The sequence below is a fragment of the Parcubacteria group bacterium genome, from assembly GCA_041659505.1.
Classification (GTDB): Bacteria; Patescibacteriota; Minisyncoccia; order Moranbacterales; family UBA2206; genus UBA9630.
In genome coordinates this window covers 68,394-83,448 of sequence record JBAZYF010000002.1, presented here as the reverse complement: position 1 = coordinate 83,448, position 15,055 = coordinate 68,394, and the positions used below count along the sequence as shown (strand labels likewise).

Below are 15,055 nucleotides of genomic sequence, written 5' to 3'. Positions count from 1 at the left end.
ATCAATTCTCATAAATCATCATATGTTAAGAATCGCTGGAGTAAACGTGCCTGACAATAAAAGAATCGAGATTTCCCTCACCTATATCTACGGAGTTGGTAAGAATACTGCCGGAGATGTTTTGGCTGAGCTTAAAATCGACAAGAACAAGCGCACAAAAGATTTGACTGAAGAAGAGCAGAACAGTATCCGAAGCTATGTCGAGAAAAAGATCAAGATTGAAGGTGATTTGAAATTGGAAGTACGCGAAAACGTAAAACGCTTGAAAGAAGTGGGATGCTACCGTGGCGTGCGGCACCAAAGAGGTTTGCCTGTCCGCGGACAAAGAACCAAAACCAATAACCGAACCGTCCGTGGCAATGTGCGACGCACGATGGGATCTGGCCGTGTTAAGACCGAAAAGACGTAGAAATAAAAAGTTGTCATTCCCGCGAAGGCGGGAATCCAGTGGACAAACTAAGAGATGTAAATCCAATCTCTGTGGGTAGGTAAATTACGAAGGCGGGTATAACTAAAGTGATTTATATTATTATGACGAACGATACAGAACAAAAAAAGGCCAAAGACGCGACTGCTCCAGTTGCGAAAATTTCTGATGAGGCGATTCTTTCCACTCTAGCTGGCGAAGAAGTTAAGCCGGAAGCCAAAAAAGTTAAAAAGGCCAAAAGGCAAGTGCAGAAAGGCCGTGCAACCGTCAAATGTTCCTACAACAATACGCTGGTCAATATTTCTGACAGTACGGGCGGAGTTTTGGGCTGGTGCTCATCCGGACTTTTGGGTTTCAAGGGTGCTAAAAAAGCCACTCCATATGCTGCGACTCAGGTTGTTGCGAATGTGACAGAAAAAGTGCGTAAATATGGAGTGAAGGAATTGGAAGTTTTTGTCCGGGGAGTTGGTTCTGGACGAGAAGCTTCGATCCGCGCTCTCGCAAACAACGGTTTTGAAATCACAATGATCAAAGATACGACTCCAATTCCACACAATGGTTGTCGCGCTAAGAAACCGCGTCGAGTTTAATCCTCCTGCTCCGCCAGCCGGCGGATACGGCGGACAAGATTTATAATAAAGATTAAAGAGATACGTTAAATTATTTATTTAGAAAGAGCATATGGCTAGAGATACTGAAGCACAATGTCGAAAATGTCGCAGAGCGATGGAAAAATTATTCCTCAAAGGTGACCGTTGCAACGGTCCAAAATGTGGAATGGTTAAACGCGCCTATATTCCTGGAGTCCACGGCAAAAAAATGTCGCGGGGAAACCGCAGTGAATACGGTATCCAGCTCGCAGCCAAACAAAAAATCAAGCGCATCTATGGTGTTTTGGAAAAACAATTTCGTAAACACTTCAGTGATGTTAAGGGCAAAAAAGGCGTAACAGGCGACCTGCTGCTTATCCGCTTGGAAACCCGGCTGGATAATGTGGTTTATCGGATGGGCTTTGGCGCTTCCCGCGCACAATCGCGACAATTGGTCAATCATGGACTGATCGCTATCAATGGTCGCAAGGTTTCTATCCCTTCCTATGAAGTGAAAGTCGGACAGGTGATCAGTATCAAAGCTGGCAAGGAACAGAAGAATTATTTCAAAAATATCGATCAAGCACTTAAGAATAAACAAGATTTTCCAAGTTGGATCTCATTTGACTCAGCTAAACTTGAAGGAAAAGTGATCAGCCTTCCAACTCGTGAAGAAATTGGAATAGGCGTCGATGCTCAAGTGGTGGTGGAATATTACTCTCGATAATTAAAATTTGGAAGAGCGTTAAGTCTAAGAAACTAACGTTAAATCTTCCCTAATTATTAAATTTTACAAACAAATGCAAGCAATAACGTTACCGCAAAAACCTAAATATATTCCTGTCGATGAAAAGACTGGCAGGTTTGAAATTGATGGTTGTTATCCGGGCTATGGAACAACCGTAGGTAATGCTCTGCGCCGCGTGCTTCTTTCTTCATTGCCAGGTTCTGCCATCACTTCTGTCAAGATCAAGGGCGTGAAACATGAATTTTCTACGATCCCTAATGTGTTGGAAGATGTGATCCAGATCGTGCTTAATTTGAAACAAGTCCGCCTGAAATCACACAAAGATGAGCCGGTAACTGTAACGCTGAGTGTGAAAGGGGAAAAGGTGATCACTGCCGGAATGATCAAATGTCCGACGGATGTGGAAGTGATTACAAAAGACGCTCCAATTGCGACGATCACCAATGCTAAGGGTGAATTTGATATGGAAATGGAAGTAGAAAATGGTATCGGCTATGTACCAGTTGACCAACAACAAAGAGATAAAAAAGAAGTTGGCATGATTGCATTGGATGCAATCTATACTCCGATCCGCCGCGTGAACTATACGATTGAAAATATGCGCGTCGGGAAGCGGACTGATTTTGAAAAGATTATCCTTGAAGTGGCGACTGATGGGAGTATCTCACCCAAAGACGCTTTCGCTCAAGCCGTGAAGATTCTTGGTGATCAATTCTCAGTTCTAACTTCAATCAAAGAAGTGGAGGAGGTTATCGAAGAAGAAGTCGTCGAAGCTCCAATTGAGGCGGAAGTGGCTGAAGTTGTCACTGAAGATGTGACCAAAACGGAAGTGACCGCACTCAAGAATCTTTCTACTAGAACATTGAATGTATTGGAAAAAGCTAATATCGCTACTGTTGCTGATATTGTTAAATTGACCGAAGTGCAAGTGGGAGAATTGGAAGGAATGGGAGCGAAAGGTATCAAGGAAATTAAAAAAGCGATCGGAGACTTTGGAATTAATCTCAAGAAAGAAGACTAAGAGAAGACTAAGTTAAAATTTTATGCGACATCAAAATAAGGGAAGGGAATTGGGACGAGAGATGAATCAAAGAAAAGCATTGTTCCGTACGATGCTCGGCAGTTTGATCATGCGCGAAAAGATCGAGACGACTGAAGCGAAAGCCAAGGAACTGAAAGGTAAGATCGATCGACTGATCAATAAGGCCAAAAAAGCCAAGGATCCGGTGCGAAAATTGGCTGTGGTTCGTGATCTTAAAAAATATATTCCCGCGATGGCGATGAAAAAGCTGACCGGAGAATTTTTGGATAAATTTGAGAAAAGAAGCAGTGGGTATACCAGAATAATTAAATTAGCGCCAAGAAAAAGCGATTCTGCAAGAATTGCCGTTATCGAATTCGTCTACTAAACCTATGATTACTAGAAAATATCATCTTTTTGATGCGACAGATAAGACCCCTGGCCGAATGGCAACCGAAATTGCTCGGATTTTGCGAGGGAAGAACAAGGTTGATTTCGCTCCACACGTCGATGGAGGCGATTTCGTGGTTGTGACCAACTCGGACAATGTTAAAATCGCCTATGGCAAGGGGGAGAAAAAAATTTATTACCGTTTTTCCGGTTATCCAGGTGGAATCACTGCGACGACACTCAATGATCAGATCGAAAAAGATTCTCGAAAAGTGATCAAAGACGCAGTCTATGGCATGCTTTGCAAAAACAAACTGCGCGACAAGATGATGAAACGACTTTTAATCTATGTCGATGATAAGCACACTCACGCGATCAATGGAACAACTAACTAATACTTATACTATGATAGACAAGAAAAAAGCTAAAATTGAAAAGGACGCAGTGGTAGAAAAATCCGAGGCTGGGAGATATCTCTATGCCGTCGGCAAAAGAAAAACCGCCATTGCGCAAGTCCGCATCTATCCGACTGACACGCCGACTGACACCTTGGTCAATGACAAAAAATTGGAAGAATATTTTTCTGTCGCTCGTTTTTCTGACACGGTAAAATCCGCCTTGACCTCCGTGGGACTTTCCGAGAAATTCAATGTGACTGTAAAAGTAGTTGGCGGGGGAATCAACGCCCAATCCGAAGCGATCCGTTTGGGAATCTCCCGAGCGCTCATTAAATTTGACGAGAGTCTGAGAAAAGTTCTGCGCGCCGAGGGCTTCCTCACCCGAGACGCCAGAGTGGTAGAAAGAAAGAAACCGGGACTCAAGAAAGCGAGAAAAAGTCCACAGTGGGCAAAAAGATAGTAAATCTTTTTGCACAATGTGGTGGGGAAGGGTCGGAAACCGGGAGGTTTCAGTTGGCGGAATTATTCAAACCGAGGGGTTTGAAGGAGCGGAGCGACCCATAAGTGGGCGAAACGCTAAAGGTTTATATTATATTTGTATTTTTGCAGAAACGAGCTATATGCTCGTTTCTTTTTGATTAGGTGTCATCCTCGCGAAGGCGGGGATCCAGGCACCTCAGACTTAATATAAAGAAAAAACGAATTATTAAAACTCAAGACTTGCTAAAATAGAGAATTTGTTAGACTTGTAGTTCGATTTTCTGGAGTTCATAGCTCGTGGAACCTGGATTCCCGCCTTCGCGGGAATGACACGTTGAGAGATTTGCTTTACCTAAAGCCCATCCAGATTTCTGGGTTGACAAAAACCTCAAATGGGTGCATGCTATAAAATCGTACATTAAAAAACTACCTAGCCGATTAACAGTCATTTTCTGACTAGCTCTACGTTGTGTGGAGGCGGTTGGAAATGTGCTGTTAATTGAAAAGAAAGGAGAACAATGAGATGATAAATAGAGAACGGTCAGCGTTAAGTTTGAAAGAGCTTAAATCCTTTGTATGGGCTCGTTTGCAAATAGCGCGTATACAAAATATGTCTCTGAATGCAGCAATTAAAGAATATCACGGAATTGAGCCTTTGGAGGATGATGAGTATTTTTCACGTTTTTCTAAGGAGCTCCACTTCAAATTAACGGACAAACTTGCTGGCTTAGTCGCTCGACGTCTCAAGCGCAATGCGCGGGATAAGCCACTGTTTTCAGCGAAAGACGTTCAGCATCTCACAGGTGCAATTAACGACAGTATGGAGAAATTCACGGGACAGGCTCTAGATGAACAGGAATATGCACTGTTAGATTCGTCTTTGAAAGATTGTGTTAAACATCTAACGAATGACATGAGCATTGAGGATCTCTATGAGGATTATTGGAGTTTGATCGATGTGCTTCAAACCCTCGCTGACGAGTATAATACTCCAGTAACTGAGCTCATTGAGCATATCGATAAATACGCCGATGCGATTACTCGCAGGACTCAAACCAAGAAGGAGTTCTTGAATTCTTGCAACCAAACCCTGCAGGATATAAGTATTGAAGCGGTCAAAAACTTATTGATGGGTCCTATGTTTGAGCTGATTTCCGACGATGATTCGGAAAAAATGACCGAGGAAAGGCTGGCTGAAATGATACCGGCTTTGGAAGCATTAAATGAAAAAACCAGAGATGCCATAAGAGGCTGGTATCAAAACGAAGCCGAACGTATTTATGGCACAACCGAATAATCTTATCCTTACTCAGCATAATCCCTCGCTCAAAAGCTTGCCCAATGGCAACTTAAGCGAGGGATTTTTTAATCCAGTATTTTTTACAAAAAGATTGATATCTTGTCGGTTCAATTCTCCCGAATTGAACCTTTTATTTCTAATCAGCTAGCTAAGAATTAGGAGGTTCAGGTCAGGAGACACTAAACCGACAACTTTATAAAATACAAAAAGCCCAAAACATTTCTGCCTGGGCTTTTTTGAAAATATGGAAAAGATTATTTCTTCAACTTCTTTTTCGAAACTACTTTCTTGGTCTCGGCTTTGGGTTTTCGGATGCGTTCCTTTTTTACTTTTGGCGCGGCTTTCTTTTCGGCGATTTTCTTGAAACGGTCGACGCGGCCGGCGGTGTCCATGGATTTTTTCTTGCCAGTGTAGAAAGGATGGCAAGCGGCGCAGATTTCAACCTTCATTTCTTCAATCGTGGATCCCGCTTCAATCACATTGCCACAGGCGCAGATGATTTTGGCGTTGGGAAAATACTTAGGATGGATGTCTTTTTTCATAAAATTGACTGATTTTAGCCCTTGAGAGTTGGAAATAAGGCTTTTTTGGGGCCTGATCGTTTAGGACTCTTAAAACTGGGCAAATTTGGGTTAAATTGAGTTATTCACTAACTTGCTAAATTTAGCACAGCTTTGGGAAATTGACAAGTGGTGCGGGAGCTGATATAGTAGCTAGGTACAAAAACTCATATTTTCCGGGCGTTGTCCTGCCCCAAGAGTCGAAAGACGAGGGGATTAAGACGCTGATTCTAAGCCAATAACTTCAGAATTAACGGAAAATAGCGGAAACGCAACTCACTTTTGAGGGGCGTATAATTATTAAAGGAATAATAGTATGGAAGAGAAGAATGTTTCAGTTCCGACAGGGACTGGAAAAGAGAGCGCGGCAGGAGAGGTGGCCGACAGTTTTTCTGATTTCGATTTTGCGAAATTGGAAATCAATCTGGAAGAGATGTTCAAAAATGGTGTGCATTTTGGACATCACAAATCCCGAAAAAATCCTAAGATGGATGAATTTATCTTTGGTGTGAAAAACGGGATCAACATTTTGGACTTGCAAAAGACGGCGCAGATGTTGAAAGAGGCGTTGGCCTTTATGGAAAAAGTGATCATGAGCGGGCAGAAGATCTTGTTCGTGGGAACAAAAAAGCAAGCCAAGAAAATTGTGGAAGCAGCGGCAAAGCGTTGTGAGATGCCCTATGTGACGGAGCGTTGGTTGGGTGGCACTTTCACTAACTATGCGGCAATTTCTGGACGAACAAGGTATCTGCGTGACGGGCAAGGTAAATTGGAACGTGGAGAATATGGCAAATACACCAAATTTGAACAGATGAAATTTGCCGAAGAGTTGGAGCGCTTGGAAACGAAGATGGGTGGAATCAAGAATATGGATCGCTTACCAGGCGCAATTTTTGTGACTGGTGTAGTGGAGGATAATCTAGCCATCAAGGAAGCCAAAATCAAAAATATTCCCGTGATTGCTCTCGCTGATACTAACATCGATCCGCGTGATATCGACTATATCATTCCAGCCAATGAGGACGCCGTTTCATCTTTGAAAATTTTGATGGCCTATGTGATTAAAACTGTTTTGGCGGCCAAGCAAAAAATGGCAGTAGAAAAAGTGGCAATTGAGAAGGCTGCAGTGGCAGCAGCTGCTGAAGTGAAAAAATAAAAAGTTAAGAGGACTGATCCTCCTTCGTCCTAAGAGTACTCAGGACTACGGCGGACAAATAAAATTATGGCAAACTTAGAGCAAATAAAAAAGATTCGGGAAATGCTTGGATCGGGAATCGTGGAAACAAAAAACGCGCTTGATGAGGCTGATGGAGATGAGGAAAAAGCGATTGAGATTATCCGCAAAAAGGGACAGTTGAAAGCAGCCAAGAAATCTGATCGGGAAGCTGGTGAGGGCGTGGTCGTATCCTACATTCATCCGAACAATAAATTGGGAGCGATTGTAAAACTGTATTGCGAAAGTGATTTTGTGGCACGGAACACTGAATTTTTGGAGTTGGCAAAAGACTTGGCAATGCACGTGTCAGCGATGAATCCGCAATATGTGAAGCCAGAAGATGTCCCAACTGAGACACTGGAAAAGGAAAAAGATATCTGGCAAGAACAATTGAAAGCGGAAAATAAGCCGGTAGAAATTATGGCAAAAATTCTAGAAGGCAAGGAGAAGAAATTTCGGGAAGACTTGGCACTGCTTACTCAGCCTTTCGTAAAAAATCCTGACCAAACTATTGAAGCACTGATTACAGAAAAGATTGCTAAGATTGGAGAAAATATCCGCGTGGGTGGTTTTACTCGGATGGAGCTATAAACAGTAGATTGAAATACGATGGATGTTTTTGTTAAAATATATTCCTGGGAAGGGCCGCGAATGTGCGAAAGCGCAATCAAAGTAAAAGCGGGTGACCGCGTGGTTGTTACCTGTGAACATTTTAATGAATTAGGAACGGTTGAGGCGGATGGTCATGAAAACTGTCCAAGAGAAAAAGAGCAAGTTTTGCGCCTAGCGACAACAAGGGACAAGGAAAGTTTTCTAGAAAAAGAAAAGGAAAAAGTGGCGGCGTTGGATTTTTGCAAGAGCGAACTCAAAAAACTTGGACTAGCGATGAAAGCGATCGATGCGCGGATAAGCTTAGATGGTAAACAGATCATTTTCATTTTTACATCTGACGGCCGGGTAGATTTTCGCGAATTGGTCAAAAATCTTTCGCTCAAGTTCAAGAAAGCTATCCGGATGCAACAGATCGGTTCGCGAGATGAAGCTCGGAAATTGGGTGATTGTGGAGTGTGTGGCCGAGCGATGTGTTGCATTAATACGAAAAATAATATTCCTAGCATTACGACCGATATGGCGCGCGTCCAGCAGATCGCACACAGAGGCACGGAGCGAATTTCTGGCGCTTGTGGTCGGTTGATGTGTTGCCTGGCTTATGAAGCGCAAAGTTATCGGGAAATGTTAGAAGGGATGCCGGAGATGTATAGCACGATTAGTACAGTCGAGGGAGATGGCACAGTGATTGAGGTGAACGCAATCACGCAGGAAGTCAAGGTGAAATTGCGAAGTGGAAAATATCTGTCAGTCAAAAAAGAAGAGTTAAAATAAAACTAACCTATTTATGTTGTACCAAATTATTCCGCCAATTTTAGTCATTTTCAGTGTTATTGGAATAATTATTTTTTTGGTAAAAAAGGCTCCGGAAATCAATCGTCTGGAGCGAGAGGAGAAATTGGAAAATGAACGAGCGTTTCGGGCGGTCGATGGTGGGGTGGGTGATTATTCCCGGCAGGATACCGGAATGGCTAAAGTGACGACAAGACTAAAACAAGGTTTGCTGGTCGTGCTGGAAAAGTCAGTCAAGAAATCGCGGATTGTTTTTTTGAAATTAGAAAATAAGCTCAAGGACTTGGGCGAAGGGATCCGAAAAAAAAGAAATTCAAGGGTGGTCGAAAACGGGCCGAATCCTGAACCGCAGTTGGAAGAGAATCTTGAGCGCAGAGAAGAAAAACCGGCAGCAAATGAAAGTGAAATATTGGATGGAATTATTGATAAGGTGGGAAAGTATGATCCGGAGAAAAAAAATATCCGTGAAAGATTAGGATTGAAACAACGAGCGATCCAGGAAGAAGTAGAGGAGAAATATTTTCGTCCGATCATCAGTGATCGAGTCGTGGTACCGAAAAGAAGACGAGAAACCAAGAGTCGCCTAGAGGAATTGCTCATCGAAAGAATCGCGGCTAATCCGAAAGATATCGAAGCTTATGAGCGATTGGGAGAATATTATCTGGAAGTGAAAAATTTGGAACATTCCAAGGAATGTTTCAAACAAGTGCTCAGATTAAACCCGGGAAATCGTAACGCACGGTATAAGATCAGAAAACTGGAAAAAATCCTAGGAAGCTGATAGAATAGAAAAAGCGTGAAATTAACTCGCGCTTGATATGCTGAAGTAGCGGAGTGGCACCTGCCTGCCGGCAGGCAGGGAGCAACTGTTTTGTAAATAGTAGCGCTATTAAGGTTTGGGGAAATTATATATTGCCGAAGTAGCTCAATGGCAGAGCAACTGTTTTGTAAACAGTAGGTTATCGGTTCAACTCCGATCTTCGGCTCACGAATGAATTATTGTGAGTAGCGGAAAAAGTGGGTCGGTGGCGGAGTGGTCAATCGCAGCTGACTGTAAATCAGCCGATTTCGGTCTACGGGGGTTCGAATCCCTCCCGGCCCACATTAAATTTATGCCGTTGTAGCTCAGTCGGTAGAGCATTTCCATGGTAAGGAAAAGGTCTCCGGTCCGATTCCGGACAACGGCTCACGAGAATAAGAAAGAGAGAAGGTTTAATCAAGTTAAATTAATTTATCATACCATTATGTCACGAGAAAACTTGGCAAAGATGAAATGCTTGGAATGTGCCAACATCAACTATTTCACAACCAGAAACAAGAAGAAGATCAAGGAAAAATTGGAAATGAAAAAACATTGCCCGAAATGCAAAAAGCATACGATGCATAAGGAAATGAAGTAATTTGACAATTTGGCCAAATTATTGTTAAACTAAGATTAGATGTTAAGTAACTCATAGTCTTAGTTTGATTTTTTATGAAGGTTGATATTTTGAAAAAGAAAGCTACAGAACTGAGACAGCGGGGATTTTCTTTCAGGGAAATAAGTGAAAAAATTGGAATAGCGAAAAGCACGGCAAGCTTGTGGCTGAGAGAAGTTGAATTATCCAAGATTGCAAAAGAAAGAATTAACAAGCTGGGAGTCGTTGGGAGAAATAAAGGGAATGAATCAGTTAGAAAAAGAATAGTAAGCGAGGACAAGAAAATATTGGCAAATGTTAAAAATAGCATTGGTCGATGTGTTTTGCTAAAAAATGATCTAAAGATTGTGTGTGCGTTGCTTTATTGGTGCGAAGGTGGAAAAACTGAAAAGTCACAGTTGACTTTTATAAATTCAGATCCGAAGCTTATTAAGTACTTTATTGATACTTTCAGAAAAGCATTCAGTGTTGATGAAAAGAGATTTAGAGCGCTAGTTCATGTGCATAGCTATCACAACGTTGAAAAGCAGATTAAGTTTTGGTCGAATGTTACTAGAATACCAGAAGCGCAATTCACTAAGCCCTATAATAAGCCGAATGCTGGCAAGAGAATAAGGGAAGACTATCAGGGATGTATTAGCGTTAGATACTATGGAAAACAAATAAGGCAAGAGATGTTGTTTCTGATTAGGGAAATTTCAAGGCAATAAACACGCGGGGTTCGTATAGTGGCAGTATAGGACTCTCCAAAAGTTCTGGCGCAGGTTCGATTCCTGCACCCCGTGCAGGACATAAAAAGAGGCTTATTTGAGCCTCTTTTTTGGTAGGGCAGTGGGAAGTTAGAATTTTTTGTGATAGAATTAAAATATAAAAACAATGCTTGGTAGTTTTGATATGTATAAAGAGCTTAAAACAAAATCAATATTATGATGGGCGAACCAAATTTTCCAACAATTGAATCGGCAGATCACAAACTAAAAAATGAAATAAACCTAAAATTAGCATTACTTCTTCGCAAGGGAATTCACCTTACTGATATAGTTGATTTGCTTGATGCTAAGGAATTTCTGAGCTACATGCAAACGAAAAAAGGTCAGGCTCCAGTAGCTCATTTTAGTGTTGACAATTTTGTCAAAAAGCGAATCAGTGAGAATAGAAAAATCAGCTTGCCGGATGATTACACGAAGCTGGACGAAGTAATATTGCCACCTTCTGAAATGGAAATAACTACGGGAAGCGGAAACGGTTTCAAGGAGGCAGGTGTCATTCCTCGCTCAGCACTACTCATGGAAACCCTCGCTGAATTGGGATTGAAATATTCTGTGGTTGAAGGCGAAAATGATCCCAAGATGATGAGAAAGTTGAGTTATTTAATTTTTATCTTGCCATCAATCGAAAAATTAGTTCTTGTTAATAATGAGGAAGGAAACGCCACTTTCATTGTTCATAAAGCTAAACAAGAAGAATGGAGGGATTATATGAATAAGACGAAAGAAGAGCTATCTGCAATGCCCCATGACATCGTGTCTGTTGTAAAATATCCTGATAAAAATAAAGAAGGTCATAGGGAAATTTGGAAGAATAAAATTAAAGATTTGTTAGTCGAAGAGATCGGTTGTTCAGTGGATGCTCCTGAAGGATGGATAACGCCTGTAAAATTAGCAACTTTGCTTGGGTTGAATTCTGGCTCTATTGAAGCGATAGTCAGAAAATATAAAAAATCTAATCCTGATTGGCTGAAAAGATACGCAACGATGAGGGGCGATGTGGCGATTCATTATAGTCCTGAATTAGTGGAGATGATCAAAAAAAAATTAAATGAGCGAGAACTAGTTCCACTTGTTCCTGATGGTTGGCTAAATCTAGCCGCTTTTTCCTTAAAGGCTGGTATAGCGCCACAGACATTACGAGCTTATGTTGAGAGTTACAGACAAGATTATCCCCAGTGGTTTGGGAATTATAGAAATCATCTGAACCAGCAAGTGGAACATCTTCATCCAGATCTCGTAGACACCGTTTACAGGGAGGTTAAAAAAACGGAGTTGGCACCGGCAGGGTGGTTGACAAAAAATGCCTTTGCTCAAAAGAGTGGTATTACTTTTGATGCAATACAAAATAAAGTAGAGAAATATAGAATCGATCATCCAGAATGGATTAAGACCTTTCGGGGAACCATGGGAAGGCGAAGCGAGCATCTTCATCCAGATTTAATAAAAATCATCCAAGAGGAAGATGCAAGTCTCGTGCTTGTTCCAGATGGCTGGATGACTACGAATCAACTAGCTGACTCAGTCGGAGTGACATTTAGAACTATCCAACGTTATATAAATAAATATGAGTCCGAACACCCAGAATGGCTTTTTGTGTATAAAAATCATAGAGGAAAGCCACTTGAATATTTATCTCCCGAATTAGTTGAAAAAATACGTAATGAATACCACGGAACATCAATTGCTCCTGCCGAATGGAGTTCGGTTTATACTTTAGCGCAAAAATGGAACACAACTGTTCAAACATTGCATGATCAATCAGAAAAACAAAGAATTTTAAATCCGGAATGGACAAAGATTCATAGGAACTCACATGGGAAGAACTTAGAATATTATTCTCCTGAGCTAATAAAAATGTTAGCCAAAAGACATGAAAAAAAAGAATTTGCGCCGGATGGCTGGGAAATGGGTTTTAGTTTAGCAAAAAAAATTGGTATATCACCAGAAACCTTACGAAACCATGCAGAAGAGTATAGAGCTGGAAACCCGGAATGGTTTAAATATTATGAACATCGAATGGGTAAACAATTTGAATATTTTTCCCCTGAGCTTTCAGAAATACTTTTTAATAAATATGGGAAATTAGGAGTAGCTCCAGAGGGATGGATGATTGCTAGAGGTCTGGGAATTAGTTTGGGTGTTGACCGCACAACTGTAAAAAATTACGCTGAAGAATTTAGGCCGAATCATCCGGAGTGGTTTAGTAAATTCAGGCATCCGAAATCATTAGAGATGGAGTATTATCACCCAGAGTTAGTAAAAAAGATAAAAGACTATTTCACAGAAATTATGTCGGTGCCAGATGGCTGGCTTGTCGCTTTTTCTGTAGCAAAGCTTACTGGCGTAACGAGCCCAACAATTCAAAAGAATGCTGAAATATTTAGGTCAGAGCATCCAGAGTGGTTCAGAAAGTATAGAGATAACGCAGGCCATGTATCTGAGCATTATTCCCCTGAATTAGTAGAAATCCTTAAAGAAAAAATGCAGAAAGGCCAGTAGTTTATAAATAGCATAATTACCTAATCTGATGTGTGGGAATCGAAGCTTGGAATATAAATGTATTCCTTTCTTTTAATAAAAATAGTTCTAACGTCCTTCACTATGGCGTGCAAAAAAGAATTACGTAATTAATTACGTAATTCTTTTTTTTTGCTTCGGAATAAAATCGCAAATAGTTTCTTTTCTTGCTATAATAAATGTGTCGTTGAAATTAATTTTTTATAGCTATGCGAGCAGATACTAAAAATAACAAAGCCTATTTTATTGGTGGCGGGATTGCCTCTTTGGCCGGTGCGGTTTATCTGATTAAGGACGGTGGTTTCCAAGGGAAAAATATCACTATCTTGGAGGCGAACAGCGCGATCGGGGGCAGTTTGGACGCGAAAAGAAATTATTCCGGAAAGGCCTATATTATGACAGGGCACAGGATTTTAGCCAAAAATGCTTTCGAGTGCACATATGCCTTGCTTTCTCGCGTGCCATCCCTTGAGAATAAAAATTTGAGCGTGAAAGACCAGATAGATAATTATAATTTGAGGATAAAAACGTTTGCCAAAGCGCGCTTGGTGGAGAATGGCCAGATTATCAATTCTCATACACTTGGGTTGTGTTGGCGAGATAGATGGAATTTGTCAAAAGTTCTGATGCGGCGTGAAGCAACTTTGGATAATTTGCGGATAGATGAATATTTTGACGCAACTTTTTTTGAGACAAATTTTTGGTCTGAATTTAGTACGGTTTTTGCTTTTCAGCCTTGGCACAGCTTGGCGGAATTTAGAAGATATATTTTTAGGTCATTCCATGCCTTGCCTTTTTATGACACGATGGAGTGCATCCAAAACACGCCATATAATCAGCATGATTCACTCGTACTGCCAATCATGAAATGGTTGGAAGGCCAAGGCGTCAATTTCAAAAAGGAAACAATTGTCACTGGCCTTGCGATGGAGATTGCTAAAAAGGAAAAGGCGGTCAAGAAGATCTTGTTCACTAAAAACAAAAAGAAGAGGGGTATTTTGATCGGTGAAGAGGACATTGTTTTCGCCACCCTTGGCTCGATGACTACCAATGCTAGTTTCGGATCAATGCATGCAGCGCCAAAACTAAAAAAAAGGCGAAACTGCGCAGCTTGGAATTTTTGGGAGAAAATATCTATTCTCGATCCTGATTTCGGCCGGCCTAAGGTTTTTGATAATCACGCCAAAAAATCAAAATGGGAATCATTTACGGTTACTTTTAGAAACAAAACTTTTTTTGCGCTGATGAAAAAATTGACCGGCAATATTGAGGGAACTGGAGGAGGAACGACTTTTCACGCTTCCAATTGGGGCATGTCAATCACTATTCCGCATCAGCCACATTTTAGAGGACAAAGCAAAGGCGTGGATGTTTGTTGGGGCTACAGTTTGCGTCCGGACAAAAAAGGTAATTTTGTCAAGAAAGAAATGTACGAGTGTACTGGGGAGGAGATTTTGATCGAGCTGATCGGGCACTTGGGTTTTGAGAAACAAAAGGACAAAATCATCGGATCGGCTACTTGCATTCCGTGCGTAATGCCCTACATAACCAGCCAATTTTCTCCAAGGTCAAAAAAAGATCGGCCACGTGTAGTGCCAACTGGCGCGAAGAATTTTGCCTTTTTGGGTCAATTTTGCGAGATACCGGATGACATTGTTTTTACGGTGGAATACTCAATTAGATCGGCTCAAATAGCGGTTTATTCTCTTTTGGGCCTGGATAAAAAGATTGACCCGATCCTCAAGGGGTATCGTCACCCGGGCAATATATTCAGGGCGATAAAAACTATTCTCAGATAAGGTTTGAAAATTGGACTTAC

General features: G+C 41.3%; 17 protein-coding genes and 4 tRNA genes. 20 read left to right on the top strand and 1 reads right to left on the bottom strand.

The window, feature by feature from the left end:
* Nucleotides 1–22: 22 nt before the first annotated feature.
* The 8 genes from rpsM (at nucleotide 23) to WC848_03490 (ending at nucleotide 5,351) form a co-directional block, all read left to right on the top strand.
* Nucleotides 23–409, top strand: a complete 387-nt coding sequence (rpsM, locus tag WC848_03525; protein MFA5961723.1) for a 30S ribosomal protein S13 — start codon at nucleotides 23–25, stop codon at nucleotides 407–409.
* A 122-nt stretch (nucleotides 410–531) separates the two neighbouring features.
* Nucleotides 532–1,017 (top strand): 30S ribosomal protein S11, encoded by a 486-nt coding sequence (rpsK, locus tag WC848_03520; protein ID MFA5961722.1) that lies wholly within the window; start codon nucleotides 532–534, stop codon nucleotides 1,015–1,017.
* A gap of 91 nt (nucleotides 1,018–1,108) precedes the next feature.
* Nucleotides 1,109–1,744: a 30S ribosomal protein S4 gene (rpsD, locus tag WC848_03515; protein MFA5961721.1), complete on the top strand. Its 636-nt coding sequence runs from the start codon at nucleotides 1,109–1,111 to the stop codon at nucleotides 1,742–1,744.
* 73 nt (nucleotides 1,745–1,817) lie between these two features.
* Nucleotides 1,818–2,786 (top strand): DNA-directed RNA polymerase subunit alpha, encoded by a 969-nt coding sequence (locus WC848_03510; protein ID MFA5961720.1) that lies wholly within the window; start codon nucleotides 1,818–1,820, stop codon nucleotides 2,784–2,786.
* Between the two features lie 22 nt (nucleotides 2,787–2,808).
* The gene (gene rplQ / locus WC848_03505; GenBank protein ID MFA5961719.1) at nucleotides 2,809–3,174 is read left to right on the top strand and encodes a 50S ribosomal protein L17; all 366 of its coding nucleotides are present in this window, start codon (nucleotides 2,809–2,811) and stop codon (nucleotides 3,172–3,174) included.
* Between the two features lie 4 nt (nucleotides 3,175–3,178).
* Nucleotides 3,179–3,571 carry a 50S ribosomal protein L13 gene (rplM, locus tag WC848_03500; protein MFA5961718.1) on the top strand — a complete coding sequence of 131 codons (393 nt, stop codon included), beginning with the start codon at nucleotides 3,179–3,181 and terminating at the stop codon, nucleotides 3,569–3,571.
* A 10-nt stretch (nucleotides 3,572–3,581) separates the two neighbouring features.
* On the top strand, nucleotides 3,582–4,034 hold the full coding sequence (rpsI, locus tag WC848_03495; GenBank protein MFA5961717.1) for a 30S ribosomal protein S9: 453 nt from the start codon (nucleotides 3,582–3,584) through the stop codon (nucleotides 4,032–4,034).
* A gap of 543 nt (nucleotides 4,035–4,577) precedes the next feature.
* A complete protein-coding gene (locus tag WC848_03490; protein ID MFA5961716.1) occupies nucleotides 4,578–5,351 on the top strand; it encodes a hypothetical protein in 774 nt (257 codons plus the stop codon).
* 257 nt (nucleotides 5,352–5,608) lie between these two features.
* Here WC848_03490 and rpmE read toward each other — a convergent pair whose 3' ends face one another.
* Entirely contained in the window at nucleotides 5,609–5,896 is a 288-nt protein-coding gene (gene rpmE / locus WC848_03485) for a 50S ribosomal protein L31 (GenBank protein MFA5961715.1), read from the bottom strand.
* Nucleotides 5,897–6,230: 334 nt separating this feature from the next.
* Between rpmE and rpsB the strand changes: the two genes are divergently transcribed.
* The 12 genes from rpsB (at nucleotide 6,231) to WC848_03425 (ending at nucleotide 15,035) form a co-directional block, all read left to right on the top strand.
* Nucleotides 6,231–7,070 (top strand): 30S ribosomal protein S2, encoded by an 840-nt coding sequence (gene rpsB, locus WC848_03480; protein ID MFA5961714.1) that lies wholly within the window; start codon nucleotides 6,231–6,233, stop codon nucleotides 7,068–7,070.
* A gap of 66 nt (nucleotides 7,071–7,136) precedes the next feature.
* Complete coding sequence (locus WC848_03475; protein MFA5961713.1) at nucleotides 7,137–7,721, top strand: translation elongation factor Ts; 585 nt, start codon at nucleotides 7,137–7,139, stop codon at nucleotides 7,719–7,721.
* 60 nt (nucleotides 7,722–7,781) lie between these two features.
* Nucleotides 7,782–8,513, top strand: coding sequence for a regulatory iron-sulfur-containing complex subunit RicT (ricT, locus tag WC848_03470; GenBank protein ID MFA5961712.1), 732 nt, complete (start codon nucleotides 7,782–7,784; stop codon nucleotides 8,511–8,513).
* Nucleotides 8,514–8,526: 13 nt separating this feature from the next.
* Nucleotides 8,527–9,312, top strand: a complete 786-nt coding sequence (locus tag WC848_03465; protein ID MFA5961711.1) for a tetratricopeptide repeat protein — start codon at nucleotides 8,527–8,529, stop codon at nucleotides 9,310–9,312.
* Between the two features lie 133 nt (nucleotides 9,313–9,445).
* Nucleotides 9,446–9,517, top strand: a tRNA-Thr gene (locus WC848_03460).
* A 33-nt stretch (nucleotides 9,518–9,550) separates the two neighbouring features.
* Nucleotides 9,551–9,633 (top strand) — tRNA-Tyr (locus tag WC848_03455).
* Between the two features lie 12 nt (nucleotides 9,634–9,645).
* Nucleotides 9,646–9,718, top strand: a tRNA-Thr gene (locus WC848_03450).
* 57 nt (nucleotides 9,719–9,775) lie between these two features.
* Nucleotides 9,776–9,931, top strand: coding sequence for a 50S ribosomal protein L33 (gene rpmG / locus WC848_03445; protein ID MFA5961710.1), 156 nt, complete (start codon nucleotides 9,776–9,778; stop codon nucleotides 9,929–9,931).
* 74 nt (nucleotides 9,932–10,005) lie between these two features.
* Nucleotides 10,006–10,659, top strand: a complete 654-nt coding sequence (locus WC848_03440) for a hypothetical protein (protein MFA5961709.1) — start codon at nucleotides 10,006–10,008, stop codon at nucleotides 10,657–10,659.
* Nucleotides 10,660–10,663: 4 nt separating this feature from the next.
* Nucleotides 10,664–10,734: transfer RNA gene (locus WC848_03435), tRNA-Trp, on the top strand.
* Nucleotides 10,735–10,875: 141 nt separating this feature from the next.
* On the top strand, nucleotides 10,876–13,218 hold the full coding sequence (locus WC848_03430; GenBank protein MFA5961708.1) for a hypothetical protein: 2,343 nt from the start codon (nucleotides 10,876–10,878) through the stop codon (nucleotides 13,216–13,218).
* 227 nt (nucleotides 13,219–13,445) lie between these two features.
* Entirely contained in the window at nucleotides 13,446–15,035 is a 1,590-nt protein-coding gene (locus WC848_03425) for an oleate hydratase (protein MFA5961707.1), read from the top strand.
* Nucleotides 15,036–15,055: the final 20 nt, after the last annotated feature.